We start from the raw sequence: 26,886 nt of genomic DNA, 5'->3' as shown, positions 1-26,886 counted from the left end.
TTTTTCGGAGGCCCTTCATGAACGTCCGTACGAACGTGGGCATCGGCCTGCCCATCGGCGACCCGGCCGCCCTGCTCACCTGGGCCCGGCGCGCGGACGCCGGCCCCTTCAGCACGCTCGGTCTGCTCGACCGGCTCGTCTACGACAACCCCGAACCGCTGGTCGCGCTGGCCGTCCTCGCCGGTGCCACCACGCGCGTCCGCGTCCAGACCGAGGTGCTGCTCGCCCCGCTGCGCGACACCGCCCTGCTGGCCAAGCAGGCCGCCACCCTGGACCGGATGACCGGCGGGCGGCTCGTCCTCGGCCTGGGCATCGGCGGCAGGGAGGACGACCACCGCGCCACCGGCACCGATCTGCGCACCCGGGGCCGGCGTCTGGACCAGCAGCTGGAGACGATGTGTCGCCTGTGGCACGGCGATCCCTACGGCGACGGCGACGGCGTCGGCCCGATCGGCCCTGTGCCCGCCCGCCTCGGCGGCCCGGAGCTGCTCTTCGGCGGCTTCAAGCCGGCCGCCCTCGAACGCGTCGCCCGCTGGGGCAACGGCTTCCTCGCGGCTGCGGCGCCCTCCTGGGCGGGCGGCCTGTTCGACGCCGTCCGCGGGTTCTGGAAGGAGTACGGCCGCGACGGCGAACCCCGCCTCGTCGCTCAGGTGAACGTCGCGCTCGGCCCACCGGACGTGCTCGACGACGCCCGCGCCCGCATGCACGCGTACTACGCCTTCACCGGCATGGCCGACCGCATGGTCGCCGGCCTCCTCACCACGCCCGCCGAGATCCGCGGCGCGCTCACCGCCTTCGCCGACCTGGGCGCCGACGAGGTCATGCTCTACTGCTACGGCCTGGACCCGGACCAGGTGGACCGTCTGGCGGACGTGCTGTGATTCCGGATCTGTGATCGATCCCGGATCTGTGATCCCGGATCTGTGACACCTCCGGCCTGCTGCGCGGGCCGGCGGCACTCGCGGGCGCCGGTGCGTGCGCCATGTACGCCTTAGGGCTGCTCGCTGGCACAGGCGCGGTGATGACGGCGGAGGACGGCGGAACGGACTCGTCGCCACCTCCGTCCTGCCGTACAGCGGGCTGGTGGGAACGGCATCAGCAGGGCATCGAGATCGACGGCTGCACGGTCACGTACCTCCCTCCCGGCTTCGTCCGCGAGACCAGCGACGGCGGCCGCTACGACAACGGCAACGTGCCCGGCTACGTCAACCCGGTCGTCCTGGGCCTCGCCCTCACCGCTGCCGGGTGCGCCATCGGCGCGGGGCACGCGTCGCAGCCGCGTGCCCGGGCCGAGCTGCGGAAGGGCGAGGCCGGTTAGCCTCGGTCCATCGAGGCCGGCAGGAGTTGCCGGGTGACGTGGTGGGAGGCAGACATGGCGAAGATCCCCAGCGCGGCGGTCGCCGCGGGCGGACTCGTCGGCGGCTACGGCGTGGCCCGCTGGACCAGGAAGCGGCAGCTCGGCGGGGCCGTACTGGCCGTCGCCGGCGCCGCGGCCGCACAGCAGTGGCGGCAGCAGGCGGGCGGGAAGGCCGCGGGCGCACTGACTGCCACGTATGTCGCCGCCTTCGCCGGTTCGCACCCACTGGCCAAGAAGGTGGGCGCCTGGCCCGCCGTGTTCGCGGTGGCGGGGGCGATGGCCCTGGCGTCGTGGGCGGCGGCGGACCGGCGGGGCTGACCCGCGCCACCCCGCCGCACAGCCACCACCCCGCCGCACGTGGGCAGTGGCGGACCGGCGGGGCTGACCCGCGCCGCCCCGCCGCTCGGCCACCGCCTCAACGCACAGCCACCACCCCAACGCTCGGCCACCACCCCGCCGCACAGCCACCGCCCCGCCGCTCGGCCACAGGCCCAACGCTCGGCCACCACTCCGTCACTCGGCCACCGCCCGCCGCCACCGCCCCGACGCGCTCAGGCGCAGGGCCCCGGCACCTTCGCCGACGGGCGCCCGAGGTCGCCTAGGCCCGGTGGCTCAGCACATTCACCACCCGCCCGTTCGGATCCCGTACGAAGAACCGCCGTACGCCCCACTCCTCGGCCCGAAGCTCCCGTACGATCTCCGCGCCCGAGGCCAGCACCTGGGCGTACACGGCGTCGACGTCCTCGACCTCCACGCTCAGGTCGGGGACGACCGGAGCGGTGCGCTCCTCGGTGAAGAAGCTGATCTGCGCGGTGGGGTTGGCGGGGGACGCCAGGGTCATCACCCAGCCCATGTGCATCACCTCCTCGAAGCCGAGCAGGCCGTAGAAGTCCCGGCTGGTCTCCATCTGTTCCTCGGACCCGACCTGGAAGTCGGGCATGATCCTGCGGATCGTCATCGAATGCGGCTCCTGATCGGCGGCCGGAGTCCTCGGTGGCCGGAGTTTCTGTTATCCCCGGCAGTGTCTCCCCGTCTCCTCACCGTCCCCAGCCCCAGGCACGCGAGGAATGAGCCACGTGACACGACAGATCAGCCGCCGGAGCATGCTCAAGGCCACGGGAGCGACCGCCGGAGCCGTCGGGGCCGCGACGGTCGCCGGGATCGGCATCGGTACGACCGCTCTGGCGTCCCCGGCAGCCGCGGCCGGCCGCACGTTCGCGCACCCCGGCCTCCTGCACACCCGCGCGGACCTGGACCGGATGGCCGCCGAGGTGAAGGCCGGCGCCGCTGTCCACACGGCCGGGTTCGCCAAGCTGACCGCCAACCGGCACGCGCAGAGCGGCTGGACGGCCAACCCGCAGGCGACCGTGGTCAGGGGAGGCGCCGGCCAGAACTACGCGATCCTCTACAACGACATCCATGCCGCCTACCAGAACGCCCTGCGCGGCCACGTCAGCGGCGACAGCGCGCATCTCGACACCGCCGTGGCGATCCTCAACGCCTGGTCGGCCGAGCTCACCACACTCGCCGGCAACGCCGACCGCTTCCTGGCCGCCGGGATCTACGGCTACCAGATCGCCAACGCCGCCGAACTCGTGCGCGACCACCCCGACTTCGAGCTCGGCCGGTTCCAGGAGATGCTGACCGGCGTCTTCGCGCCGCTCAGCGACAGTTTCCTGGTCAGGCACAACGGCGCCGTCGTCTCCAACTACTGGACCAACTGGGACCTCACCGCCATGTGCTGCGTCCTGGCGACCGGCATCCTCTGCGACGACAAGGCCCAGGTCGCCCGCGCTGTCGAGTACTTCAAGCACGGCGAGGGGCTCGGCTCGATCCGCAACGCCATTCCCGTCGTACGCGACGACGGACTCGCCGAGTGGCTGGAGGCCGGCCGCGACCAGGGGCACGCGCTGCTCGGTGTCGGCCTGATGGGCACCTTCTGCGAGATGGCCTGGAACCAGGGCATCGACCTGTACGGCTACGACGACAGCCGCTTCCTCAAGGGAGCCCAGTACGTGGCCAAGTGGGCCATGGGCGGGGAGGTGCCCTTCACCGCGAACACCCGCAGGAAGGGCGCGATCAACGGCTGGTCGGGGTCGGAGACCGTGACCGAGGCGGCCCCCGTCGACCCGGCGATGACGCGCCCGATCTGGGCGATGATCGCCAACCACTACACCAAGCGCCGGGGCCTGCCGGCGTCGTACCTCACCCGGATCGCCGCGAAGGCCTCGCCGGAGGGCGGCGGCGGGGACTACGGGCCGAACAGCGGTGGGTACGACCAACTGGGCTTCGGCACGCTGGCGTTCACCCGGGACAAGGCGACGGAGGCAGGGCCGGGCGCCGGCGGTTCGACCGGTCCGGTGGCTTCGGGGGCGGCGTCCCCGGCAGCCGGGGCGGGGTCAGGGGCGGGGTCGGACGCCCGGCCGCAGACGGGGGCAGCCACGGCATCGCCCTCCGCGTCCGCCGCCCCCGCCGCGTCCACCGCCCCCTCCACCACCGGCGACCTCGCCGCCACCGGCTCCGACGACGTCGTCGGCTGGACCGCCGCCACCGGCATCACCGCCCTCGCCGGCGGCCTGCTCCTCCTGCGGCGCAGGGAGCGGGGCCGGCGCGCATCCCAGTAGGGCTATGCCTTTTGTCCCACCTCGCCCGCCCGAGCAGGCTTCGTCACCGCCGTGAGCGGCCGGGCGATGTCCTCCAGCGACCGGCGTTCCGCGCGGACCGCGAGGAAGGCGGCCACCAGACCCGCCAGGCACATCAGGGCCGCCCCGATCTGGAAGGCGAGGACCGTGTCGCCGACCTTGCCCGTCTCGGTGAGGTCGGCGAAGAGCAGAGGGCCGCTGATACCGCCGGCGGCGGTGCCGAGGGCGTAGAAGAAGGCGATGGACATCGCGCGGGTCTCCATCGGGAAGACCTCGGAGACCGTGAGGTAGGCGCTCGACGCGCCGGCCGACGCGAAGAACAGGACCGCGCACCAGCAGGCCGTCAGCGTGCTCGCGCTGAGCGTGCCCTGGTCGAACAGCCAGGCCGTGCCGAACAGCAGGATGCCCGAGAGCAGATACGTCGACGAGATCATGACGCGGCGGCCGACCGTGTCGAACAGTTTGCCCAGCAGCAGCGGACCCATGAAGTTGCCGACCGCGATCACCGCGAAGTAGTAGCCGGTGTTGCCGCTCGGGACGTCGTAGAACGTGGTCAGGATCGCGCCGAAGCCGAAGGTGATGGCGTTGTAGAGGAACGCCTGGCCGATGAACAGGGAGAAGCCGAGGATCGCCCGCCTGCGGTACTTGGAGAAGACCGTGCGGCCGATCTCCACGAACGTCACGCTGCGGCGCTGGCGGATGGTGAGCTCACCCTCGGCGCGCGGCAGCGGCTCGCCCCGCTCGGCCTCCACCCGCTCCTCGATGGAGGACACGATCCGTTCCGCCTCGTCGTCGCGGCCGTGGATCAGCAGCCAGCGTGGGCTCTCCGGGACGTGCCGCCGGACCAGGAGGATCACCAGGGCGAGGACGGCGCCGAGCGCGAACGTCAGCCGCCAGCCGACGTCCGCCGGGAAGATCGCCGTGTCCAGCGCGACGATCGACAGCAGCGAGCCGCCGACCGCGCCCAGCCAGAAGCTGCCGTTGATCATCAGGTCGACACGGCCGCGGTACTGCGCGGGGATCAGCTCGTCGATCGCGGAGTTGATCGCCGCGTACTCGCCGCCGATGCCGAAGCCGGTCAGGAAGCGGAACAGGAAGAACCACCAGGTGTGGAAGGAGACCGCGGTCAGCGCCGTCGCCGCCAGGTAGACCGCCAGCGTGATCATGAACAGCTTCTTGCGGCCCCAGCGGTCGGTGAGGCGGCCCCAGAACAGGGCGCCCAGGCAGGCACCGGCCACATACAGAGCGGCGGCCAGGCCGGTGACCTGGCCGGAGGTGATCGGCAGTCCGCTGCCGGGCTCGGAGAGGCGCGGCGCGATGTTGCCGACGACCGTGACCTCCAGCCCGTCCAGGATCCACACGGTGCCGAGACCGATCACGATCGTCCAGTGCCAGCGTGACCACGGGAGGCGGTCCAGGCGGGCGGGGATGTCGGTCGTGACGGTACGGCCGGTCTCGGCTTCTGCGGTGGTCATGGGCTCCCTCCCCATCGAGCGGAACCCGAGCCGAGTGCCCTGAAGGGGGCGGGGCTACGCCACCCGGACCCTGGGGCGGGTCTACGCCCCCAGGGCCCGCGACACCGTGTAGATCACCAGGCCGGCGAGCGAGCCGACCACCGTGCCGTTGATCCGGATGAACTGCAGATCGCGTCCGATGTGCGCCTCGATCTTCTTCGTCGTGTGCTCGGCGTCCCAGCTCGCCACGGTGTCCGTGATCAGGGACGTGATCTCCTTGCGGTAGGTGGTGACGACGTACACCGCCGCGCCCTCGACCCAGCCGTCGACCTTGGCCTGCAGCCGCGGCTCGACCGCCATCCGCGAGCCCAGCGACAGCAGCGAGGCCCGCACGCGCAGGCGCAGCTCGCTGCGCTCGTCCTCGGCCGCCGAGACGATCATCGACCGTACGGCGGTCCACGCCGACGCGATCAGGTCCTGCACCTCGCCGCGCCCCAGCACCTCGCCCTTGAGCCGCTCGACACGCGCGCGCGTGTCCGTGTCGGACTGGAGGTCGGAGGCGAAGTCGGTGAGGAAGCGGTCGAGGGCGGCACGGGCCGGGTGGGAGGGCATGTCGCGCATCTCGGTGACGAAGCGCAGCAGTTCCTTGTAGACGCGCTCACCGACCCGCTTGTCGACGAACCTCGGGGTCCAGCCGGGAGCGCCGCCCTGCACCGCGTCCATGATCTCCTCGTCGTGCAGGATCAGCCAGTGCTGGGCCCGCGCGACGATCAGGTCGACGGCACGCTTGTGGCCGCCGTCCGCGACGATCTTGTCCAGCATCTTCCCTATGCCGGGCGCGATCTCCTGGGCGTCGGCCCGACGGGTGATCGCCTCCCCCACCACCGCCTGGACGTCCGAGTCGCGCATGACCGCCAGGGCGCCTCTGAGCGCCGCCGACAACTCGGCCGTCACGCGGTCCGCGTGCTCCGGGTCCGCCAGCCACGCCCCCAGCCGGCTGCCGATGCCGACGGCGCGCAGGCGCTGTCGTACGACGTCCTCGGAGAGGAAGTTCTCCCCGACGAACTCGCCCAGTGAGACTCCCAGCTGGTCCTTCTTGTTGGGGATGATCGCGGTGTGCGGGATGGGGATGCCCAGCGGATACCGGAACAGGGCCGTGACCGCGAACCAGTCGGCGAGCGCGCCGACCATGCCGGCCTCGGCGGCCGCCGCGACATAGTTCGCCCACTCGCCGGCGCCCTGATGGGACGCCACCTTGGCGAGGACGTACACCAGGGCCACGAACAGCAGCAGCCCGGTGGCGGTGAGCTTCATCCGCCGTACGCCGCGCTGTTTCTCCTCGTCGGCGGCGGTGAACGTCGTCATCGCACGTACGGCCGATGCGGGGACGCGCCGGTTACCGGCAGCGCCCGGCCGGGCATGCTGCTCTACGTCACGCGTTCCCGTTTCTTCCGGATTCGTACGTTCCATTCCGCTCCACCCGTCCAGGATCCCCCGTACTCATTGTCCCTACCTGACCGACTCCTGGAACGAAACAAGAGTTCCCGGCGTCTGTTCGATGGGGGGAGGTCGATGACGAACTCCGGATGAACGCCGGCGGCCCAATGGGGGGTCCGTGCAACTCCCCTCCGCCTTATGACGCATCATGAGGTGATCACATCGGAGCCTCGGGCTCCCATCCGCCCGAGGAGACACGCACCGCATGACCAGGCGTAACGGTTATGCCTTGCTCGCCGCGATCGTCACCCTGATCGTCACGCTGTCCGCGGCCATATACGTCGGAGTCGCCTCCGACGACGGCAGCGCCACCAGCAAGAGCACCCCCACCAACGAAGGCGCCCACCGTGGCCCCGCCGCCCCGGCCTCCACCGGCATCTGGGTCGGCGCCTGGTCGACCTCCCCGGTCGGCTCCGAGCCCGGCACCGAGATGGAGGGCCTCGCGGGCCGCTCGGTGCGCAACGTCGTGCACACCAGCGTCGGCGGTACGAGTGCCCGGATCACGCTGTCCAACCTCTACGGCCAGTCCGCGCTGACCATCACGCACGCCTCCGTCGCCGTGGCCGCCGGTACCGGGACCGCGGCGGCGATCGTGGACACCATGCGCAGGCTGACCTTCGGCGGGAACACCACGGTCGTCATCCCGCCGGGGCAGCAGGTGCTGAGCGACGCCGTGCGCATCGCCGTCCCGGCGGACACCGACATCCTTGTCACCACCTACTCCCCCACCCCGTCCGGCCCGGTGACCTACCACCCGCACGCGCGCCAGATCAGCTACGTCGCCGAGGGCGACGTCACCGAGGACGCGACCGGCGTGGCGTACACCGGGCAGGTCGGTTCCTGGCGCTACCTGACCGCGCTGGACGTACTCAGCAACGAGTCCCAGGGCACCGTCGTCGTCTTCGGCGACTCGCTGACCGACGGCATCACGTCCACTGCGAACGCCAACCGGCGCTGGACGGACGCCCTCTCGCGCCGGCTGCGCGCGGCGATCACGGCCCGTCAGGACGTGCCGCGCTACAGCGTCGTCAACCAGGGCATCAGCGGCAACCAGATCCTCGTCAGCGGCACCGGGCGCCCCGCGAACAACGAGGCCGGCCTCACCCGCTTCGGCCGCGACGTCCTCGCCCGTACGAACGTCAAGGTCGTCGTCATCGACCTCGGCGTCAACGACATCCTGCGCAACCCCAGGCTCGCCGACCCCGACCGCATCCTCGACGGCCTGCGCGCCCTGGTCCGTCAGGCCCACGCCCGCGGCATCAAGGTCGTCGGCGCCACCCTGATGCCCTTCCAGGGCCACCGCGGCTACACCGACGCCCGCGAGAACGTACGCCAGCAGATCAACGCCGAGATCCGCGCCGGCCGGGTCTTCGACGCGGTGGCCGACTTCGACGAGGCCCTCAGGGACCCGTACAACCCCCGCAAGTTCCGCCCCGACTACGACTCCGGCGACCACCTTCACCCCAGCGACAAGGGCTACGACCGCATGGGAGAGGCCTTCAACCTGGAGCACCTGAAGGGCGCGGCTCCGGCGAAGCTGTAGGGCCGAGCCGGCGGGGGCAACAGGCCGCGCGCCTGCGGCCACCGCATCGCCCGGCGCAGGCTCAGGGCCGCAGCGTCCGCCCCATCCGGCCCGCCTCAGCAGCCGGGCACAGACTGCAGCCCACGCCGCTCAACGAAGCCCGCGGGCCAAAGCGGCAGCCCCCAGCGCGCCGGCCGCATCCCCAGCCAGAGCCTGTCGGCCGCAGTCCCCGGCCCACGCGGCCTGCGGGCTAGTCGTGCCGCTGGGGCGGCTCCCGTCCCGAAGAAGGGCGGCAGCCCGCCGGCGCGGGCGAGCATCGAAGAGGGCGGCGCCCCGCCCGCGTGGGCGAGCGTCCTCGCCCCTCCTCAGTCCTTGCGCCGGGCGCCACGCGGCCGACGGCGCTCAGTCCTCGTCCCGCTCCCGCGACCGTGCTCCGCGATCCTGGCGGTCACCATGCGCATGCCGCCACATGTCCCGATGGTCCTCAAGCATCTCGCGATGCGCCTCGTGCTGCTCCTCCCGGATCGACGCCCGCAACTCCCGCCGCTGTTCGCGTCGCGCCAGCTTCTCCCGCCGCCGCTCCTCGCGCAGCTCCTGGCGCTGTTCGCGCGTGCGCTTGCGCTCCACCCCCACGCCACCCCAGAAGGCGAACCCGGTCACGATCACACGAGGGGCGCCCGGATCGCCCGGCACGCCCTCCTCCCGGTGGTCGAACCCGCCCATGATCCCGAACCCCCGCACCACGACCTCGACCCCGGGCGGCACGGTCACCTGCATCCCGCCCATGATGGCGACGCAGTTGATCACGACCTCCCGGTCCGCGAAGTTGGCCTCGCGCAGATCGATCTCCCCGCCGCCCCAGAAGGCAAAGCAGTTGAACCGCCGAGGCACGGTCCAGCGCCCCTTGCGCTGGAACCCCGACATCACGGCGACACCCCCCGTCGACGACCCCTCGCCGCCGACGATCCGATCCGCCCAACTCCCGTCCCAGTCCTCGGATTTCTTGACCATGTCGACCTTGGGAACGGCCACCGTGCCGACGGGCAGATCCCGGGTGATCGGCGCCAGCTCGCCGTACGTACGCGCCTGGTACGTCGCGTCGAGGCGTTCCTCGAACTCCTCCATGTCGAGCCGCCCCTCCGCGAGGGCGTCCCGCAGGACCTCGGCAACTCGTTCACGATCGGCGTCGGAGGCACGCAGCTCCGGGGCTTCGTCGCTCATGCGGTCAGCCTACGAGTAACCCCGGCCAGGGGGCTACGAGATCGCCCGCTCAGCCTGTCCGGGCGGGGGTTCGGGGGCGTCCCCCAGTGAGTGCAGCATCTTCGCGATGACCGCCTCGATGTCCGGTTCCCGCACCGACAGATCCACCAGCGGATACTCCGCCGCGATCCGCGCCACCAGCACCGCCGCCGACTCGGCCGCCGGGAACGCCAGCCACTGCCGCGGCCCCTCCACCTTCACCACCCGTGCGGGCGGCGCCTCGATCGGCGGCAGCTCCCGCTCCAGGTCGACGACCAGCGTGCGTTCGCTCTCCCCCACCTCGTGCAGCCCGGCGAGCGGGCCGTCGTACATCAGCCGCCCGTGGTCGATGACCATCACCCGCGAGCACAACTGCTCGATGTCCTGCAGATCGTGCGTGGTCAGCAGCACCGTCGTGCCGCGTTCCCCGTTCAGCTCCCGCAGGAACTCCCTCACCCTCGCCTTCGAGATCACGTCGAGCCCGATCGTCGGCTCGTCCAGGTACACCACCTCGGGGTCGTGCAGCAGCGCCGCCGCGATGTCGCCGCGCATCCGCTGCCCGAGGGAGAGCTGACGCACCGGGACGTCCAACAGCGCGCCCAGGTCGAGCAGTTCGACGAGCCGGTCGAGGTTCTCCCGGTAACGGCCGTCCGGGATGCGGTACATGCGGTGCATCAGCTTGTACGAGTCGATCAGCGGCAGGTCCCACCACAGCGTCGTACGCTGCCCGAACACCACCCCGATCCGGTGCGCAAGCCGCATCCGCTCGCGGGACGGGTCGATGCCGGCGACCCGGAGCCGGCCCCCGCTCGGGGTCAGGATGCCGGTCAGCATCTTGATCGTCGTCGACTTGCCGGCGCCGTTCGGCCCGATGTAGCCCACCATCTCGCCGCGTGCGACGCGGAAGGAGATCGAGTCGACGGCCCGTACCTGGCGCCGCTCCCGCTTCAGGAAACCGGTCTTCTTGCGCACGTCGAAGACCTTCTCGACGCCGTCGAGTTCGATGAACGCGTCCACCGTGCCGTCCATGGCACTCATACCGCCCATGCCCTCCACCGCTGTCCTCAACTCCCCGTACTCCGATACGACCGCAGCCCGGCCCGCCACGCCAGGCCGGCCAGCGCACAGCACACCGCCGCCACCAACGGCGACGCGAAGGCCGACCACGGGGGCAGGCCGAGCGGATACGGGCGCTCCAGCACATAGGAGGCCGGCACCCAGTTGACGAAGGCGAGCGGCAGCACGAACGTCACCCCGCGCACGAAGTCCGTCCCGAACACCGTCGGCGGGTACTGCAGCAGCGTGGTGCCGCCGTACGTGAACGCGTTCTGCACCTCGGCGGCGTCCTGCGCCAGGAACTGGAAGGACGCCCCCGCCACGAACAGGGCACAGAAGATCACCCCGCCGCAGACCACCATCACCGGCACCAGCAGCACCTTCGCCGCCGTCCAGTCCACGTCGACGGCCAGCAGCGCCCAGCCCAGCACCAGACCGCCCTGGGTGATCCGGCCGAGGCGGCGCAACGCGAAGTGGTCCGCGGCGACCTGGGCCAGCACCGGGACGGGCCGCACGAGCAGCGTGTCGAACGAGCCGTCGCGCATCCGGCCGCCGAGGACGTCCATCGAGCCGAAGGTCAGGTCGGCGATCCCGAACGCCGTCGCGGACAGCCCGTACAGGAAGGCGACCTCGGGCAGCGACCAGCCGCCCAGCGAGTCGACCTGCGAGAACATCAGCAGGATCGCCACGAAGTCCAGGCCGGTCACCAGCAGGTTGCCGAAGACCGTGACGACGAAGGAGGCGCGGTAGGTCATGGCGGACCGGATCCACATCCCGGCGATCAGCCGGTAGGCCCGCAGCCCCTCACCGGCCCGGGACACCGAGCCGTCACGGGCCCCAGGCACCTTGGTGACCCCGGAGATCTCAGCCACCCTGCACCACCACCCGCCGTGTGGCCGCCGACTGCACCAGCCGCCCGGCCGCCAGCAGCACCACCGCCCACGCCGCCTGGAACGCGTACGCCCGCAGCGGGTCGGTCTCCCCCATCAGCACGTCCGCCGGCATCTGCAGCTGCGCCGCCCAGGGCAGCACCCGCACGATCTCGCCGAAGGCGCCCGGGAAGGCGTTCAGGGGCAGCACCATGCCCGAGAAGAAGATCCCCGTGATCATCAGAGCCTGGTTGACGCCCATGCCGTCCATCAGCCAGAACACACTCAGGGCCGCCAGATAGCGGATCGCGAAGCTGACGAGGGTGGCGAGCAGGAGTGTGACCGTGAAGGCCGCCCAACGGGTGACGTCCGCCGGCAGCGCCATCGGGAAGAAGAGCGCGCCGAACGCGAACGGGATCACGCCCCGCCCGAGCATCTGGAACAGGGCCCGCCCCACGTCGCCCGCCAGCCACCACAGCTGGAGGTCGGCCGGCCGGTACAGGTCGACGGCGATCTCACCGGTGCGGATACGCTGCATCAGATCCTTCTCGGCGCCGCCGCCCTGGATGGCGAGCGTCGCGTACAGGCACTGGCCCAGCCACACATAGGTGACGGCCTGGGTCTGGTCGTAGCCGCCGAGATGCGGCTTCTCGTCCCACAGCGCCAGATAGGTGTAGACGAGGATCACGCCGAAGACCGTGTTGGTGAAAACCCCGGCCGCCGTCGCCGCCCGATAGGTCGCGTACCTTCTGAACCCGCCCACCGCGACGGCTAGGTACAACCGCCCCGATCCCACATCCACAGCCCTCCTCGCCCGCGCCCGGCACCGAAGCGCAGGAGCCTAGTGCGCGCGCAGCGGGGGCTGCCAGCCAATTTCCGGACCGCTCCCGGCGCGAGAGTCTGCTCACTTTCCGCAGACACGCGCCGGTTTCCGGGAACGGAACGCCCAGTGCGAGAGTCTTCAGCAATGGGGGCGCATTAGGCGTACGAGGCGTACGGGAACGTACGACGCGAAACAGGAGTCCGTGCACGAGATGAGTGACGAGCCGCAGCCGCAGGGGCAGGCCCAGCAGCCGAACGACAAGCCCAGGCGGCCGAAGAGGACGGGCTGGCGGCGGATCATCCCGACCTGGCGGATGGTGCTCAGCACCTTCGTCATCGGCACGCTGCTGCTGTTCGGGCTGTTCTTCCTGGGCTACTCCCTGGTCAAGATCCCGCCGGCCAACGCGCTCGCGACCAAGCAGGCCAACGTGTACATGTACGCGGACGGATCGGTGATCGCCCGCGACGGCCAGGTCAACCGGGAGAACGTCACCCTGGCGCAGATGTCCAAGGACGCCCAGCACGCGATCCTGGCCGCCGAGGACCGCGACTTCTACACCGAGTCCGCCATCGACCCGAAGGCGATGCTGCGCGCCGGCTGGAACACGGCGACCGGCAAGGGCAAGCAGTCCGGCTCCACGATCACCCAGCAGTACGTGAAGAACTACTACCTGCGTCAGGAGCAGACCGTCACCCGCAAGGTGAAGGAGTTCTTCATCTCGATCAAGCTGGACCGCGAGAAGAGCAAGAACGAGATCCTCGAGGGCTACCTCAACACCAGCTTCTTCGGCCGCAACGCCTACGGCATCCAGGCCGCCGCCCAGGCCTACTACGGCATGGACGCCAAGGACCTCGACCCGGGCCGCGCCGCCTACCTGGCCGCCCTCGTCAACGCGCCCAGCGAGTACGACGTCGTCGCCCACCCGGAGAACAAGTCCGCGGCCCTGGCCCGCTGGAACTACGTCCTGGACGGCATGGTCACCAAGGGCTGGCTCAGCGAGTCGAAGCGGGCGGGCATCAAGTTCCCGATGCCGAAGGAGGCGACGACCTCCACCAACCTGTCCGGGCAGCGCGGTTACATCGTGCAGATCGTCAAGGACTATCTGACCCAGAACAAGATCGTCAGCGCGGAGGAGCTGCAGGCCGGCGGCTACCGCGTCACCACCACCCTGCAGAAGAACCGGCAGGACGCCTTCGTCGACGCCGTCAACGACCAGCTGATGTCGAAGCTGGACAAGAAGAAGAACAAGGTCGACACCTACGTCCGCGCGGGCGGCGCCTCCGTCGACCCGAAGACCGGCAAGGTCGTCGCGATGTACAACGGCATCGACTACGTGAAGCAGTACACCCCGAACGCCACCCGCCGGGACTTCCAGGTCGGCTCCACCTTCAAGCCGTTCGTGTTCACCTCGGCCGTGGAGAACGGCTCGACGACGCAGGACGGCCGCCGGATCACCCCGAACACGATCTACGACGGCACCAACAAGCGCCCGGTACAGGGCTGGACGGGCAGCTACGACCCCGCGAACGAGGACGACGTCTCCTACGGCGACATCAGCGTCCGCGAGGCCACCGACAAGTCCGTCAACTCGGTGTACGCGCAGATGGCCGTCGACGTGGGCCCCGAGAAGGTGAAGGACACCGCGGTCGAGCTCGGCCTGCCCGAGGGCACCCCCGACCTCCATCCGTACCCGTCGATCGCGCTCGGCACCGCCACCGCCAGCGTGCTGGACATGGCGGAGGCCTACGCGACGCTCGCCAACCACGGCAAGCACGGCACGTACACCATGATCGAGAAGGTCACCAAGGACGGCGCCGACGTGATCGAGCTGCCCGAGCGCAAGACCTCCCAGGTCATCAGCCGCGAGGCCGCCGACACCACGACGTCCGTCCTGCAGAGCGTCGTCGACAACGGCACCGCCACCGCCGCCCAGGCCGCCGGCCGGCCGGCGGCGGGCAAGACCGGCACCGCGGAGGAGGACACCGCGGCCTGGTTCGCCGGGTACACCCCCGACCTCGCCACCGTCGTCTCCGTCATGGGCCAGGACCCGGTCACGGCCAAGCACAAGTCGCTGTACGGCGCGATGGGCCTGGACCGCATCAACGGCGGCGGGGCGCCCACCGAGATCTGGGCCCAGTACACCGAGGACGCGCTGAAGGGGAAGCCGGTCAGCGACTTCGACCTGGAACTCCAGGAGGGCTCCGACGTGCCCCAGTACCCGACGACCGACCCGACCCGGGGCGACGAGGGCACCGGCGAACAGGACAACGGCGGCACCACCGGGGAGCCGACCCCCGGCGGCCAGGACACCGAGGGCCAGACCGGCGGCGAGACGCCCGGTCAGACGGACGGCGGCACCACGGGCGACACGACCGGCGGCACCACAGACGGCGGCACGACGGACGGCGGCACGACCGGCGGGACCGACACCGGCGGCACCACAGACGGGGGCACGACGGACGGCGGCACCACGGGCGGGACCACCGACGGCGGCACCACAGACGGGGGCACGACGGACGGCGGCACCACGGACGGGACCGACACCGGCGGAGGCGGCGGGACGTCCGGGAACACGGCCGGGACGCTGAGTACGACCCGCCGGCAGTGAGAGCCCCCGGGCTCAGTGACCGCTGGTCGCCTTGAGACCCACCACGGCGACCAGCAGCAGACAGACGAAGAAGATCCGCGCGGCGGTGACCGGCTCCCCCAGCACCGCCATTCCGACCACCGCCGCCCCGGCCGCGCCGATGCCCACCCACACGCCGTAAGCGGTACCGATGGGCAGGGACTTCGCCGCGTACGACAGCAACAGCATGCTGGCTACGATGCCGACACCGGTGAACAGGCTCGGGACGAGCCGCGTGAAACCGTCGGTGTACTTCATGCCGATCGACCAGCCGACCTCGAGCAGACCGGCGACGACGAGCAGAACCCAGGCCATGACAGGCACCTCCGAGACGTGACGACGTGAGCGGGGGTGCGTCGTCTTTGCGTACATCCCGGTACGGCGCGTCTCGTCGGGCTCCTTCAAAGCTAGCAAACAGACAGCGAGAGGGGCTGGTGACGACGGTCACCAGCCCCTCTGGCCGTTGAATCAGAGGTACAGCCGCGCTACAGGTACAGGCCCGTCGAGTCCTCCGACCCCTCGAACCGGTCGGCGGCCACGGCATGCAGATCACGCTCGCGCATGAGCACGTACGCGACCCCGCGCACCTCGACCTCGGCGCGGTCCTCCGGGTCGTACAGCACCCGGTCACCCACCTCCACGGTCCGTACGTTCTGCCCCACCGCGACGACCTCGGCCCAGGCCAGCCGACGGCCGACGGCCGCGGTGGCGGGGATCAGGATGCCACCACCGGAACGCCGCTCGCCCTCGCTGGTGTCCTGCCGCACGAGTACCCGGTCGTGCAGCATCCGGATGGGCAGCTTGTCGTGGTGGGTGCTGTGCTCGTTTCTGTTGGCGCTCACGCCTTTGAACCTACCTGCCTTTGCCGCCTGCGTACGCCGCCGGGTCCGCCGCCCCTCAGCCCCTGCGCCGCCGGGTGCCGAGGGCCAGCAGGCCCACGAGACCGACGGCGACGAGGGCGACGGGCACGATCCGCTCCAGCCGGGGCGCGCCCTCCTCATCGGTGAACTTGGCCCGCACATCGCTCATGGCCCGGTTGACCTCGACGTAGGCCCGCCCGAGCGTGTGATCGATGTTCGAGACGACCTTGGCCTTGGCGTCGCCGACGATCGTCTTCGGGTGCACCCGCACCCCGATCTCGTCGAGCGTCTCGGCCAGCACAGCGCGACGGGCCTTGATGTCCGCCTCGATCTGCGCCGGGGTTCTGGTGTCCGACGTGTCCGCCACCGTACGGCCTCCGAAGTGAAGCTGATGCTGTTTCCGGACAGTCTGTCAGTTCCACGCCGGACCGCACCGTCAGGCTCCCCGGTTACGCTGGTTCGATGAGCGAGCGACTCCAGCCGGGGGACGTGGCCCCCGCCTTCACCCTGCCCGACGCCGACGGCCACGACGTGTCCCTGTCGGACCACAAGGGCCGCAAGGTCATCGTCTACTTCTACCCGGCCGCCCTGACCCCCGGCTGCACCAAGCAGGCCTGTGACTTCACGGACAACCTGGAGCTGCTGGCCGGCGCCGGCTACGACGTCATCGGCGTCTCCCCCGACAAGCCGGAGAAGCTCGCCAAGTTCCGCGAGCAGGAGTCCCTGAAGGTCACGCTGCTGGCCGACCCCGAGAAGACGGTCACCGAGTCCTACGGCGCCTACGGCGAGAAGAAGAACTACGGCAAGACCTACATGGGCGTCATCCGCTCCACGATCGTCGTGGACGAGGAGGGCAAGGTCGAGCGAGCCCTGTACAACGTGCGGGCGACGGGACACGTGGCGAAGATCATCAAGGACTTGGGTATCTGAACGAAACCCAGAGGTCATGGGCCAGGTCAGGCCGCCCCGGCACTGGCCTGCGCTCCTCTTTCCATACTCCCGGGGCCATTTCCTGCGCAACACGCCTCCAGAAGAGGACCGCGCCCCTGTTGGCGTCCTGAAAGGCGATCTCCCAACGCCCCGGATGCAGGGCGACGACGTCCCGAACGGCTTGCAGCCCGATTCCCGTACGCCGGAGTCCGCGCACGACGAAGAAGCTGTTCAGCACGCGTACGGGCCCGGTGAGACCGCGCACGAACGCAAACCCGGCAGCACTCTCGCCACTGCTGACGAGGTACGGCGCCCAGTCGGCGGAGCCACTGAAGGCAGCCTCCAGCCGCTCCCTGCGGAACGTCCCGTCCGGGTTGGGCAGGTGCCCGCCGAACTCCGACATGTCGTGCCTGAACATCAGCCATAGCCGTTCGACGGCGGGGCGGTCGGCGGGAGCGGCTCGACGGACCGTTATGTCGCCGGGTGGGGTACGCCTGCTGGGCTGCGCTGGGTGAATGGTCATGAAAAAAGCCTCCCGGGGCGCTCGGTTGCCCGAGCCCGGAAGGCTTGCCTGGTGATCCACACCATATCAGCCCTGCCGTGACCGTCCGATAAACGGTTCGTTGCTCCGTGCGAGCCATGAACATGCGGCCGAGGACGGAGGCGGGGCCATGGGGAGCAGCGTGTACACGAAGGAGCGGTTGGAGGAGGCGGCTCGGGGGGCTCGGACGTTGTCGGAGGCCTTGGCGAGGTTGGAGGTGGACCCGAAGAGCTGGAAGCGGCGGTACATCCACGAGCGGATGAAGAAGCTCGGGGTGAACATCTCGCACTTCGAGCGGGAGGGCGCCAAGTGGACGAGGGAGATCCTCGAGCCGGTGGTCGCGGCGTCGAGGAGCGTCAACGAGGTTCTGCGGAGGCTCGGGCTCGACGTGGTCGGAGGTCACCACTCGAACATCTCCAGACGCATCAAGGCCTATGGCCTCGACACCTCGCACTTCACGCCGGCGGCCCGCACTGAGCGGCAGCGGAACAATCAGCGCCGCCGGACGGCCGGGGAGATCCTCGTCGAGGACACCTCGGCTGGGGCCACGCGCGTACCGAGCAGCCGACTCAAGCGGGCCATGCGCGAGCTGGGCGTCGCGCAGTGCTGCGCTCTGTGCTCGATCGAACCGGTGTGGCTCGGCGAGCCGCTTCCTCTTGAGGTCGACCACATCGACGGCAACTGGCGGAACAACCGGATCGGGAACCTGAGGCTGCTGTGCCCCAACTGCCACTCGACAACCGACAGTTACCGAGGGCGCGGCAAGCGGGGCGCCAGGGGCCGGGCCTGATGACCAGCGGCACCCAGTACCCCCGTGAGGGACTGATCGAAGCAGCCCGCGCGTGTCACGACATCGACGAGGTCATCGCCTTCTTCGGCACCCGACCGTACGGGAGTCTCCGTCGCTACCTCGTCGGACGTTTCGCTCACTTCGGCATCGACATCTCGCACTTCCGCCCGTGCGGCAGGCGCCCGCGCCCCACAGAGCGCGAACTGCGTGCGGCGGTACGCGAGTCGACCTCCATCGCAGAAGTACTGCGCCGCCTGAACCGCCCGGGCAACGGCACCCAGCGCACCCAGCTGCACAAGTGGATCGCCGAGCACGAGATCTCGACCGCGCACTTCCTGGGGCAGGCCCATCAACGCGGCAGAACGCCAGTGAACGCCAAACCCCCGCAGGAGGTGCTGGTCCAGCACAGCGGCACACACCGGACAACGACCAAGCGGCTGCGTCGTGCACTTCTGGAAGTCGGTGTTGCCGATGAGTGCGCCCGGTGCGGGCTGGGCCCCGAGTGGCTCGGCAAGCCCATGACACTGGAGGTCGATCACATCAACGGGGACCGGAGCGACGACCGGCGCAAAAACCTGCGGCTCCTCTGCCCGAACTGTCATGCCGTCACGAGCACCTGGTGCAGAGGAGGGAAGAGGCATCAAGCACCGCCCGGTACGATGGCAGGCACCGAGCGGCGGTGGTGCAACGGTTGACACAGCAGGTTTAGGTCCTGTGGCCCTGATAGGGCTTGAGGGTTCGAATCCCTTCCGCCGCACATGAACGGCCTGCGAATCGAAGGATCGATGCGCAGGCCGTTTCCGTGTGGGCCTCAGCCCAACAACTCCCGAACCACCGGCACCAGCGCCCGGAACGCCTCCCCCCGGTGGCTGATCGCGTTCTTCTCCTCGGGGCTCAGCTCGGCGCAGGTCCGCGTCTCGCCCTCCGGCTGGAGGATCGGGTCGTAGCCGAAGCCGTTCGTGCCCACCGGGGCGTGCCGCAGGACGCCCCGCAGCTGCCCCTCGACCACCCGTTCGGTGCCGTCCGGCAGGGCGAGTGCCGCCGCGCAGGCGAAGTGGGCGCCGCGGTGGGCGTCGTCGATGTCGCCCAGCTGGGCGAGGAGCAGCTCCAGGTTCGCCCTGTCGTCGCCGTGCCGGCCGGCCCAGCGGGCGGAGAAGATGCCGGGGGCGCCGTTCAGGACGTCGACGCACAGACCGGAGTCGTCGGCGACGGCGGGCAGGCCGGTGGCCTGTGCGAGGGCGTGGGCCTTGAGCAGGGCGTTCTCGGCGAAGGTGACGCCGGTTTCCTTGACGTCGGGGATGTCCGGGTAGGTGTCCGCGCCGACGAGGTCGTGAGGCAGGCCTGCGTCGGCGAGGATCGCCCTGAGCTCGGTGATCTTTCCGGCGTTGCGGGTGGCGAGGATGAGGCGGGTCATGGGGACCAGTATCCCGGGGCCGTCGGACGGGCCCAACGAGGGCGCCGGAGGCGACCTCAGGGGCGCGGGGAACTGCGCGACCAGCCACAACAAATCCCGCAGCCGCCCACCACCGCAACCCGGCGGACGAGACGCACCCGCCCAGCCGGCGCGGCGTTACGGCGTGCAGACCTTTGTCAGCTCGCCCGCCGCGTCGGTGACCCCGCTGACGTCAGGGGTCTTGTCGCCGTTCTGGACGGCCCCCTGCACCTCGAGCAGCGCCTCGCGCATGTCCTGGGTCGCCTTGTCGAGGTCGGCGTTGTCCGTCTTGCTGCCGATCTTGTCGAGGTTGTCCCCGATGGACTGAATGGCCTCGTCGATCTGCGTCGGGTCGTTCGACGCGCTGTCCACGGCCTGCTGGAGTTCGGTCACGCTGTCCGCGATGGTCTCGGCGGTCTGTACGCAGTCCAGCGCCTTGTTGACGGCATCGCAGCCGGTGGTCAGCCCTGCCGTCAGCCCGACTGCCGCAATGGCTGCGGCGGTTATGGCGATTCGGCTTCGGCGGCGTCGGCTCGTGGCCATGGTTGACGTTCCCCTCCCGGCTCTCAGGCCTCGCAGGGCCCCCGTTGGTCACTGGCCGGGCGCACAGCGGTGTGCTGTACGCCCGTACCCCTAGTGACGCCGGGAGGGGCTGCGCGGTTGCCCGGAGCTGCGGCTCTTCTTGGTGCGGCCTTTACTTTTCGAGGACCGTATCAAGAGCCTTGCGCTGCAGGCCCGCCAATTCCACGCAGCCCGAAACTGCCAGGTCCAGCAGGGAGTTGAGCTCTTCCCGGGCGAAGGGTTCGGCCTCGGCGGTGCCCTGGACCTCGACGAAGCGGCCGTCGCCGGTGCAGACGACGTTCATGTCGGTGTCGGCCTTGACGTCCTCCTCGTAGCGCAGGTCGAGGAGCGGCACGCCGCCGACGATGCCGACCGAGACGGCGCTGACGGTGCCGGTGAGCGGCTTGCGGCCGGGCTTGATCAGTTTCTTGCCCTGGGCCCAGGAGACGGCGTCGGCGAGGGCGACGTAGGCGCCGGTGATGGCGGCGGTGCGGGTGCCGCCGTCGGCCTGGAGGACGTCGCAGTCGAGGACGACGGTGTTCTCGCCGAGCGCTTTGTAGTCGATGACGGCGCGCAGGGAGCGGCCGATGAGGCGGCTGATCTCGTGTGTACGGCCGCCGATCTTGCCCCGGACGGATTCGCGGTCGCCGCGGGTGTTGGTGGCGCGGGGCAGCATGGCGTACTCCGCGGTGACCCAGCCCTCTCCGCTGCCCTTGCGCCAGCGCGGGACGCCTTCGGTGAAGGAGGCGGTGCACAGGACCTTCGTGTCGCCGAAGGAGACGAGGACGGAACCCTCTGCGTGCTTGCTCCAGGCGCGTTCGATGGTGACCGGGCGGAGCTGCTCGGGGGTGCGGCCGTCGATTCGGGGAATTGAGGAGGTTGCTGCCATGGCGTTGAGCCTAGCCCCCCATGGGGAAGGGCCCCTCCCGTGGTGGGAAGGGGCCCTCAGTGGTGGAGCGGGGGGCCGTCAGGGGCTGAAGCCCGGGACGATGCCCGCGCTTCACATCATGTCTTCGATTTCCGCCGCGATCGGGTCGGCGTCGGTGCCGATGACGACCTGGATGGCGGTGCCCATCTTCACGACACCGTGGGCGCCGGCGGCCTTCAGGGCGGTCTCGTTCACCAGCGAGGGGTCGCTGACTTCGGTGCGGAGCCGGGTGATGCAGCCCTCGATCTCCTCGATGTTGTCGATGCCGCCGAGCCCGGCGACGATCTTCTCAGCCTTGCTGGCCATGTTCCTTCTCCCTGATCCGAACCGCTTTGTCGCAGTAACCCACAGTTGGCCCATCTTTGCGAGCGGTCATGTCGTAGGTGCCGAAGGATGGCGTTCACGACAGCGGAACCGTCCGACAACTGGTCTACACCACCTTACCGAGGGGCGTCCATGAGTGCCGACAGCTCCGCCATCAGCCCCGCGCGCGCCCGCTGGAACACAGCGTTCCAGGGCCTGCAGAAGATGGGTCGCAGCCTGCAGCTCCCGATCGCCGTCCTGCCCGCCGCCGGCATCCTCAACCGGCTCGGACAGCCGGACGTGTTCGGCGACGAGGGGCTCGGCTGGGACAACGTCTCGAAGGTGATGAACGGCGCGGGCGGCGCACTCCTCGACAGTTCGCTCGGGCTGCCGCTGCTGTTCTGCGTGGGCGTGGCCATCGGTATGGCGAAGAAGTCCGACGGCTCGACGGCGCTGGCGGCGGTCGCGGGGTTCCTCGTCTACTACACCGTCCTGCGCCAGTTCCCGGAGGACTGCCCGGGGGGTTCGACGGCGGTCCCGAACGTCGGCTGCCAGGTGCAGGACGGGACGGTGACCGTCTTCGAGTACCAGAACCCCGGCGTTTTCGGTGGCATCGTCATGGGGCTGCTGGCCGCGTTCTTCTGGGCCCGCTATCACCGTACGAAGCTGGTGGACTGGCTCGGCTTCTTCAACGGGCGGCGTCTCGTCCCGATCATCATGGCGTTCGTCGCGATCGTGTTCGCGGTGCTGTGTCTGTGGGTCTGGCCGCCGATCGGTGACGCGCTGGAGAGCTTCAGCGACTGGATGAGCGACCTGGACGCGTGGGGCGCGGGAGTGTTCGGCATCGCGAACCGAGCACTGCTGGTGGTGGGCCTGCACCAGTTCCTGAACGTGCCCATCTGGTTCCAGTTCGGCACCTACACCACGCCCGACGGCGAGGTCGTGCACGGCGACATCAACATGTTCCTCGCGGGCGACCCGGACGCCGGCCAGTTCACCTCGGGCTTCTTCCCGATCATGATGTTCGCCCTGCCGGCCGCGGCCCTCGCCATGACCCACTGCGCCAAGCCGAGCCGCCGCAAGGAGGTCGGCGGCCTGATGACCTCGGTGGCGCTGACGTCGTTCGTCACCGGCATCACGGAACCGATCGAGTACTCGTTCCTCTTCATCGCGCCCCTGCTGTACGCGGTGCACGCGCTGCTGACGGGTGTGTCGATGGCGGTGACCTGGGCGCTGGGGGTCCATGACGGGTTCAGCTTCTCGGCCGGGCTGATCGACTACATCATCAACTGGAACCTGGCCACGAGACCTTGGGCGATCATCCCGATCGGTCTGTGTTTCGCCGTCGTGTATTACGCGATCTTCCGGTTCGCGATCACGAAGTTTGATCTCAAGACGCCGGGTAGGGAGCCGGACGAGGAGGTCGAGGACGCGACGAAGGCGTAGCCGGTTCGCCGACGACGGCGTAGCCAATTCGTCACAGAAATCGCGGGTTCCTTATCCGCCCTTCACCGTGCTACAACAGGTCTACACCACTTAGTGGTGTAGACCATGCGGCGTTTCCGCATGGCGATGAGACGCCGCCGTCCCCAGCCTTGTTCCCCGGGCGGCGCCATGCCCTCTGGAGGAAGTTGTGACCACGGCCAGCGCCGCTCCCGCGGCCGACAAGAAGAAGGGCGCCGGCGCGATGGCTGTCCTGCAGCGCATCGGCCGCAGCCTGATGCTGCCGGTGGCTGTACTGCCCGCCGCCGCGCTGCTGGTCCGCTTCGGCAACGCCGACATGCTCGGCGACCCGGAGTACCCCGCCTTCCTGACGAAGATCGCGGGCTTCATGACCGCCGGCGGCAACGCCATCCTCGACAACATGGCCCTGCTCTTCGCGGTGGGCATCGCGATCGGCTTCGCGAAGAAGTCGGACGGCTCGACCGCGCTCGCGGCGGTCGTCGGCTACCTCGTCTTCAAGAACGTGCTGGGCACGTTCACCGACGGCAGCCTGCCCAAGAAGGAAGCCATAGTCGACGGCAAGATCGTCATGGTCGAGCAGGCGGTGGACGCCAAGGTCCTCGGCGGCGTGGTCATGGGCATCGTCGTCGCCCTCCTCTACCAGCGCTTCTACCGCACCAAGCTGCCCGACTGGGCGGGCTTCTTCGGCGGCCGCCGGCTGGTCCCGATCCTGTCGGCCTTCGCGGGCCTGATCATCGGCATCATCTTCGGCTACATCTGGCCCGTCCTCGGCACCGGTCTGCACAACTTCGGTGAGTGGCTGGTCGGTTCGGGCGCGGTCGGCGCCGGCATCTTCGGTGTCGCCAACCGTGCGCTGATCCCGATCGGCATGCACCACCTGCTGAACTCGTTCCCCTGGTTCCAGGCGGGCGAGTACGAGGGCAAGAGCGGCGACATCGCCCGCTTCCTGGCCGGTGACCCGACGGCCGGACAGTTCATGACCGGCTTCTTCCCGATCATGATGTTCGCCCTGCCGGCCGCCTGTCTGGCGATCGTGCACTGCGCCCGCCCCGAGCGCCGCAAGGTCGTCGGCGGCATGATGTTCTCCCTCGCGCTGACCTCGTTCGTCACCGGCGTGACCGAGCCCATCGAGTTCACCTTCATGTTCATCGCCCCGGTCCTGTACGCGATCCACGCGGTGCTGACCGGCGTCTCCATGGCGCTGACCTGGGCACTCGGCATGAAGGACGGTTTCGGCTTCTCGGCCGGCGCGGTCGACTTCTTCCTGAACCTCGGCATCGCCACCAACCCGTGGGGCCTGGCCCTGGTGGGTCTGTGCTTCGCCGCGGTCTACTACGTGGTCTTCCGCTTCGCGATCACGAAGTTCAACCTGCCGACGCCGGGCCGTGAGTCCGACGAGGAGCTCGCCGAACTCCAGAAGGCCGAGGCGAAGTAGCCGAGGGCTCGACAGCGACGACGAAGGCCCCGGAACCGAGAAGGTTCCGGGGCCTTCGGGCGCATGCGGGCCTGAACCCCGTGCGGGCCGGTGCTCGACCGGGCTAGATCTCGTACGCCTGACTCGGGGCCGCGAGTTCCACCGGACCGTCGTAGACCTCACGCGCGTCGGCCAGGTTGACCTGGGGGTCGGTCCACGGCGGGATGTGCGTCAGGACCAGGCGGCGGGCGCCGGCGCGGGCCGCTGACTCACCCGCCTCGCGGCCGTTGAGGTGCAGGTCGGGGATGCTCTCCTTGCCGTGCGTGAAGGCGGCCTCGCACAGGAACAGGTCGGCGTCGCGGGCGAGTTCGTCCAGGGCGGTGCTGATGCCCGTGTCGCCCGAATAGGTCAGCGTCTTTCCACCGTGCTCAATGCGGATGCCGTACGCCTCGACGGGGTGGGCCACGCGTTCCGTGTGCACCGTGAACGGGCCGATCTCGAAGGTGGACGGCTTGACCGTGTGGAAGTCGAAGACCTCGCTCATGGACGAGGCGGTGGGGGTGTCGGCGTAGGCGGTGGTCAGGCGATGCTCCGTGCCCTCGGGTCCGTAGACCGGAAGCGGGTCGCAGCGGCCGCCGTCGTGCCGGTAGTAGCGCGCCACGAAGTACGCGCACATGTCGATGCAGTGGTCGGCGTGCAGATGGCTGAGGAAGATCGCGTCGAGGTCGTAGAGACCGCAGTGGCGCTGCAGCTCGCCCAGGGCGCCGTTGCCCATGTCGAGAAGCAACCGGAAGCCGTCGGCCTCGACGAGGTAGCTCGAGCAGGCCGATTCCGCGGACGGGAACGACCCCGAGCAGCCGACGACGGTGAGCTTCATGAAACAGAAACCTCCGCTGGCGGAAAAGAGAAGATCGAGAAGTTTGGGCGTCGGGGGTCGTGCGGTTTGTCGAGCGTAAGGCGCAAAACCTTTGGTCGCTCCTCCGCCAAGGGCTGTTGTGGGCGAACTCACCTGTGGTGTCACGCGTTCGGCTGGATGCGGGGCGCGGGAGGCGGGAGTGACGGAGCGCGGGGTGGGCGCGCGCCGGTACCTTCGTGCGTATGGACACGTCCTGGTGGCTCGCCCTCGCGGCGGTGGTACTGCTCGCACTCGTCGCCACGCTCGTGGACGGGTGGGGGCGCAGACGGCGCCCCGAGGGGCGGCGGACCCGGCCGCCGGGGCGGCCCGGGGGACGTACGCGGGGGCGCACCACCACGCGTCCCGAGCCCGCGGAGATCTGGTGGGCGAACGTGCCCTACGAGGACGGGCCGGGCGCAAAGGACCGGCCCTGTCTGGTGCTCGCGGTGCGCGGGAAGCGGGTCACGGTCGCGAAGATCACCAGTAAGTACCGCGACGAGCGGTACGGCGTCATTCCGCTGCCGCCGGGCTCGGTCGGCGACGCACGCGGGCGGGCGAGCTTCCTGGAGACGAGCGAACTGCGGGACGTCCCGGTGTCGGACTTCCGGCGGCGGGTGGGGGTGATGGACCCGGTCGTCTGGGACCAGGTCCGTCACCTCGCCACATAGGGCGCCGTCACTCGCCCCGTCAGGGCCTCGCGGACCCCGAGCCGGCAGGTCGTGCGGACCGGCTCACGCCCAGAGCTGCCCCTGGAGCGTCTCGATGGCCTCTTCGGTCGTCGTCGCGGTGTAGACGCCGGTCGAGAGGTACTTCCAGCCGCCGTCGGCGACGACGAACACGATGTCCGCGCTCTCGCCCGCCTTGAGCGCCTTGTTGCCCACGCCGATCGCCGCGTGCAGGGCGGCTCCGGTGGAGACGCCCGCGAAGATGCCCTCCTGCTGGAGCAGCTCGCGGGTGCGGGTGACCGCGTCGGCCGAGCCGACCGAGAAGCGGGTGGTCAGGACGGAGGCGTCGTACAGCTCGGGTACGAAGCCCTCGTCGAGGTTGCGCAGGCCGTAGACGAGATCGTCGTAGCGGGGTTCCGCGGCGACGATCTTCACGTCCGGCTTGTGCTCGCGCAGATAGCGGCCGACGCCCATCAGCGTGCCCGTGGTGCCGAGGCCGGCGACGAAGTGGGTGACCGAGGGGAGGTCGGCGAGGATCTCCGGGCCGGTCGTGGCGTAGTGGGCGCCCGCGTTGTCGGGGTTGCCGTACTGGTAGAGCATCACCCAGTCCGGGTGCTCGGCGGACAGCTCCTTGGCGACCCGTACGGCGGTGTTGGAGCCGCCCGCGGCGGGGCTGGAGATGATCTCCGCGCCCCACATGGCGAGCAGGTCCCGACGCTCCTGTGAGGTGTTCTCGGGCATCACGCACACGATCCGGTAGCCCTTGAGCTTCGCCGCCATCGCCAGGGAGATGCCGGTGTTGCCGCTGGTCGGCTCCAGGATCGTGCAGCCCGGGGTGAGGCGGCCGTCCTTCTCCGCCTGCTCGATCATGTGCAGGGCCGGGCGGTCCTTGACCGAGCCGGTGGGGTTGCGGTCCTCCAGCTTGGCCCAGATGCGGACGTCCTCGGACGGCGACAACCGCGGCAGGCACACCAAAGGGGTGTTGCCCACCGCGGCGAGCGGGGAGTCGTAGCGCATG

At 69.9% G+C, this 26,886-nt stretch carries 29 protein-coding genes, 1 tRNA gene and 1 riboswitch; of the genes, 13 read left to right on the top strand and 17 right to left on the bottom strand.

The features are described 5' to 3' along the window. Positions 1 to 17: 17 nt before the first annotated feature. The 3 genes from ACFY5C_RS21255 to ACFY5C_RS21245 all read left to right on the top strand — a co-directional run bounded on the left by ACFY5C_RS21255 (position 18) and on the right by ACFY5C_RS21245 (position 1,675). Positions 18 to 881, top strand: a complete 864-nt coding sequence (locus tag ACFY5C_RS21255; protein ID WP_389446393.1) for an LLM class flavin-dependent oxidoreductase — start codon at positions 18 to 20, stop codon at positions 879 to 881. Positions 882 to 1,021: 140 nt separating this feature from the next. Next, the gene (locus ACFY5C_RS21250; protein ID WP_389446391.1) at positions 1,022 to 1,318 is read left to right on the top strand and encodes a hypothetical protein; all 297 of its coding nucleotides are present in this window, start codon (positions 1,022 to 1,024) and stop codon (positions 1,316 to 1,318) included. A 54-nt stretch (positions 1,319 to 1,372) separates the two neighbouring features. After that, a complete protein-coding gene (locus ACFY5C_RS21245; RefSeq protein WP_389446389.1) occupies positions 1,373 to 1,675 on the top strand; it encodes a hypothetical protein in 303 nt (100 codons plus the stop codon). A 280-nt stretch (positions 1,676 to 1,955) separates the two neighbouring features. Here the strand turns inward: ACFY5C_RS21245 and ACFY5C_RS21240 are convergent, their stop codons facing one another. Further along, positions 1,956 to 2,315, bottom strand: a complete 360-nt coding sequence (locus tag ACFY5C_RS21240) for a VOC family protein (RefSeq protein ID WP_389446388.1) — start codon at positions 2,313 to 2,315, stop codon at positions 1,956 to 1,958. A 145-nt stretch (positions 2,316 to 2,460) separates the two neighbouring features. On the opposite strand from ACFY5C_RS21240, the gene ACFY5C_RS21235 reads away from it, so the two are divergent. Continuing rightward, positions 2,461 to 3,981, top strand: coding sequence for an alginate lyase family protein (locus ACFY5C_RS21235; protein ID WP_389446686.1), 1,521 nt, complete (start codon positions 2,461 to 2,463; stop codon positions 3,979 to 3,981). 2 nt (positions 3,982 to 3,983) lie between these two features. Here ACFY5C_RS21235 and ACFY5C_RS21230 read toward each other — a convergent pair whose 3' ends face one another. Together ACFY5C_RS21230 and ACFY5C_RS21225 are read right to left on the bottom strand one after the other, a co-directional pair. Continuing rightward, positions 3,984 to 5,474, bottom strand: coding sequence for an MFS transporter (locus ACFY5C_RS21230; protein ID WP_389446386.1), 1,491 nt, complete (start codon positions 5,472 to 5,474; stop codon positions 3,984 to 3,986). A gap of 81 nt (positions 5,475 to 5,555) precedes the next feature. Further along, complete coding sequence (locus ACFY5C_RS21225; protein ID WP_362382971.1) at positions 5,556 to 6,923, bottom strand: DUF445 domain-containing protein; 1,368 nt, start codon at positions 6,921 to 6,923, stop codon at positions 5,556 to 5,558. Between the two features lie 232 nt (positions 6,924 to 7,155). On the opposite strand from ACFY5C_RS21225, the gene ACFY5C_RS21220 reads away from it, so the two are divergent. Then, on the top strand, positions 7,156 to 8,493 hold the full coding sequence (locus ACFY5C_RS21220) for an SGNH/GDSL hydrolase family protein (RefSeq protein ID WP_389446384.1): 1,338 nt from the start codon (positions 7,156 to 7,158) through the stop codon (positions 8,491 to 8,493). A 381-nt stretch (positions 8,494 to 8,874) separates the two neighbouring features. Here the strand turns inward: ACFY5C_RS21220 and ACFY5C_RS21215 are convergent, their stop codons facing one another. The 4 genes from ACFY5C_RS21215 to ACFY5C_RS21200 form a co-directional block, all read right to left on the bottom strand. Then, a complete protein-coding gene (locus ACFY5C_RS21215) occupies positions 8,875 to 9,693 on the bottom strand; it encodes a DUF1707 domain-containing protein (RefSeq protein ID WP_389446383.1) in 819 nt (272 codons plus the stop codon). 33 nt (positions 9,694 to 9,726) lie between these two features. Then, positions 9,727 to 10,740: an ATP-binding cassette domain-containing protein gene (locus ACFY5C_RS21210; RefSeq protein WP_389446684.1), complete on the bottom strand. Its 1,014-nt coding sequence runs from the start codon at positions 10,738 to 10,740 to the stop codon at positions 9,727 to 9,729. Positions 10,741 to 10,775: 35 nt separating this feature from the next. Next, complete coding sequence (locus ACFY5C_RS21205; RefSeq protein ID WP_389446683.1) at positions 10,776 to 11,540, bottom strand: ABC transporter permease; 765 nt, start codon at positions 11,538 to 11,540, stop codon at positions 10,776 to 10,778. Between the two features lie 91 nt (positions 11,541 to 11,631). Continuing rightward, the gene (locus ACFY5C_RS21200) at positions 11,632 to 12,432 is read right to left on the bottom strand and encodes an ABC transporter permease (protein WP_389446681.1); all 801 of its coding nucleotides are present in this window, start codon (positions 12,430 to 12,432) and stop codon (positions 11,632 to 11,634) included. A 238-nt stretch (positions 12,433 to 12,670) separates the two neighbouring features. Between ACFY5C_RS21200 and ACFY5C_RS21195 the strand changes: the two genes are divergently transcribed. Beyond that, complete coding sequence (locus ACFY5C_RS21195) at positions 12,671 to 15,067, top strand: transglycosylase domain-containing protein (RefSeq protein ID WP_389446381.1); 2,397 nt, start codon at positions 12,671 to 12,673, stop codon at positions 15,065 to 15,067. 12 nt (positions 15,068 to 15,079) lie between these two features. On the opposite strand, the gene ACFY5C_RS21190 is transcribed toward ACFY5C_RS21195, so the two are convergent. The 3 genes from ACFY5C_RS21190 to ACFY5C_RS21180 all read right to left on the bottom strand — a co-directional run bounded on the left by ACFY5C_RS21190 (position 15,080) and on the right by ACFY5C_RS21180 (position 16,312). Beyond that, positions 15,080 to 15,400 (bottom strand): multidrug efflux SMR transporter, encoded by a 321-nt coding sequence (locus ACFY5C_RS21190; protein WP_031478377.1) that lies wholly within the window; start codon positions 15,398 to 15,400, stop codon positions 15,080 to 15,082. 35 nt (positions 15,401 to 15,435) lie between these two features. Then, a riboswitch (guanidine-III (ykkC-III) riboswitch) is annotated at positions 15,436 to 15,497 on the bottom strand. Between the two features lie 73 nt (positions 15,498 to 15,570). After that, complete coding sequence (locus ACFY5C_RS21185) at positions 15,571 to 15,927, bottom strand: co-chaperone GroES (RefSeq protein ID WP_328427387.1); 357 nt, start codon at positions 15,925 to 15,927, stop codon at positions 15,571 to 15,573. 55 nt (positions 15,928 to 15,982) lie between these two features. Next, the gene (locus ACFY5C_RS21180; RefSeq protein WP_328427386.1) at positions 15,983 to 16,312 is read right to left on the bottom strand and encodes a DUF3618 domain-containing protein; all 330 of its coding nucleotides are present in this window, start codon (positions 16,310 to 16,312) and stop codon (positions 15,983 to 15,985) included. Between the two features lie 95 nt (positions 16,313 to 16,407). Between ACFY5C_RS21180 and bcp the strand changes: the two genes are divergently transcribed. Beyond that, entirely contained in the window at positions 16,408 to 16,875 is a 468-nt protein-coding gene (bcp, locus tag ACFY5C_RS21175; protein WP_389446379.1) for a thioredoxin-dependent thiol peroxidase, read from the top strand. Here bcp and ACFY5C_RS21170 read toward each other — a convergent pair. Beyond that, positions 16,856 to 17,398, bottom strand: coding sequence for a GNAT family N-acetyltransferase (locus tag ACFY5C_RS21170; RefSeq protein ID WP_389446377.1), 543 nt, complete (start codon positions 17,396 to 17,398; stop codon positions 16,856 to 16,858). The genes bcp and ACFY5C_RS21170 overlap by 20 nt on opposite strands. A 148-nt stretch (positions 17,399 to 17,546) precedes the next feature. Between ACFY5C_RS21170 and ACFY5C_RS21165 the strand changes: the two genes are divergently transcribed. The 3 genes from ACFY5C_RS21165 (at position 17,547) to ACFY5C_RS21155 (ending at position 18,963) form a co-directional block, all read left to right on the top strand. Further along, positions 17,547 to 18,206 (top strand): HNH endonuclease signature motif containing protein, encoded by a 660-nt coding sequence (locus ACFY5C_RS21165; RefSeq protein ID WP_389446375.1) that lies wholly within the window; start codon positions 17,547 to 17,549, stop codon positions 18,204 to 18,206. After that, a complete protein-coding gene (locus ACFY5C_RS21160) occupies positions 18,206 to 18,901 on the top strand; it encodes an HNH endonuclease (RefSeq protein ID WP_389446373.1) in 696 nt (231 codons plus the stop codon). The genes ACFY5C_RS21165 and ACFY5C_RS21160 overlap by 1 nt, the downstream gene beginning before the upstream one ends. After that, positions 18,880 to 18,963: transfer RNA gene (locus ACFY5C_RS21155), tRNA-Leu, on the top strand. Before ACFY5C_RS21160 ends, ACFY5C_RS21155 begins: the two co-directional genes overlap by 22 nt. Positions 18,964 to 19,017: 54 nt before the next feature. Here the strand turns inward: ACFY5C_RS21155 and rdgB are convergent. From rdgB to ACFY5C_RS21135, 4 genes are all read right to left on the bottom strand, one after another. Then, entirely contained in the window at positions 19,018 to 19,620 is a 603-nt protein-coding gene (rdgB, locus tag ACFY5C_RS21150; RefSeq protein WP_389446371.1) for an RdgB/HAM1 family non-canonical purine NTP pyrophosphatase, read from the bottom strand. 156 nt (positions 19,621 to 19,776) lie between these two features. Continuing rightward, the gene (locus tag ACFY5C_RS21145) at positions 19,777 to 20,181 is read right to left on the bottom strand and encodes a hypothetical protein (RefSeq protein ID WP_389446370.1); all 405 of its coding nucleotides are present in this window, start codon (positions 20,179 to 20,181) and stop codon (positions 19,777 to 19,779) included. Positions 20,182 to 20,332: 151 nt separating this feature from the next. Beyond that, on the bottom strand, positions 20,333 to 21,070 hold the full coding sequence (gene rph, locus ACFY5C_RS21140) for a ribonuclease PH (protein WP_389446679.1): 738 nt from the start codon (positions 21,068 to 21,070) through the stop codon (positions 20,333 to 20,335). Between the two features lie 129 nt (positions 21,071 to 21,199). After that, a complete protein-coding gene (locus tag ACFY5C_RS21135) occupies positions 21,200 to 21,433 on the bottom strand; it encodes a PTS glucose/sucrose transporter subunit IIB (RefSeq protein WP_328427381.1) in 234 nt (77 codons plus the stop codon). A gap of 150 nt (positions 21,434 to 21,583) precedes the next feature. On the opposite strand from ACFY5C_RS21135, the gene ACFY5C_RS21130 reads away from it, so the two are divergent. Both ACFY5C_RS21130 and ACFY5C_RS21125 read left to right on the top strand, forming a co-directional pair. Continuing rightward, a complete protein-coding gene (locus tag ACFY5C_RS21130; RefSeq protein WP_389446368.1) occupies positions 21,584 to 22,876 on the top strand; it encodes a PTS transporter subunit EIIC in 1,293 nt (430 codons plus the stop codon). Positions 22,877 to 23,063: 187 nt separating this feature from the next. Beyond that, complete coding sequence (locus ACFY5C_RS21125; RefSeq protein WP_389446367.1) at positions 23,064 to 24,329, top strand: PTS transporter subunit EIIC; 1,266 nt, start codon at positions 23,064 to 23,066, stop codon at positions 24,327 to 24,329. 103 nt (positions 24,330 to 24,432) lie between these two features. Here ACFY5C_RS21125 and ACFY5C_RS21120 read toward each other — a convergent pair whose 3' ends face one another. Continuing rightward, entirely contained in the window at positions 24,433 to 25,185 is a 753-nt protein-coding gene (locus tag ACFY5C_RS21120) for an MBL fold metallo-hydrolase (protein WP_389446365.1), read from the bottom strand. A 221-nt stretch (positions 25,186 to 25,406) separates the two neighbouring features. Here ACFY5C_RS21120 and ACFY5C_RS21115 point away from each other — a divergent pair, with 221 nt between their 5' ends. Beyond that, positions 25,407 to 25,871 (top strand): type II toxin-antitoxin system PemK/MazF family toxin, encoded by a 465-nt coding sequence (locus tag ACFY5C_RS21115; RefSeq protein WP_389446363.1) that lies wholly within the window; start codon positions 25,407 to 25,409, stop codon positions 25,869 to 25,871. A 63-nt stretch (positions 25,872 to 25,934) separates the two neighbouring features. Here the strand turns inward: ACFY5C_RS21115 and ACFY5C_RS21110 are convergent, their stop codons facing one another. Beyond that, positions 25,935 to 26,885 carry a PLP-dependent cysteine synthase family protein gene (locus ACFY5C_RS21110; RefSeq protein ID WP_383608783.1) on the bottom strand — a complete coding sequence of 317 codons (951 nt, stop codon included), beginning with the start codon at positions 26,883 to 26,885 and terminating at the stop codon, positions 25,935 to 25,937. Position 26,886 lies beyond the last annotated feature (1 nt).

The sequence above is a fragment of the Streptomyces sp. NPDC012935 genome (assembly GCF_042900345.1).
Lineage (GTDB): Bacteria > Actinomycetota > Actinomycetes > Streptomycetales > Streptomycetaceae > Streptomyces.
This window is presented reverse-complemented; position numbering and strand designations above follow the sequence as displayed.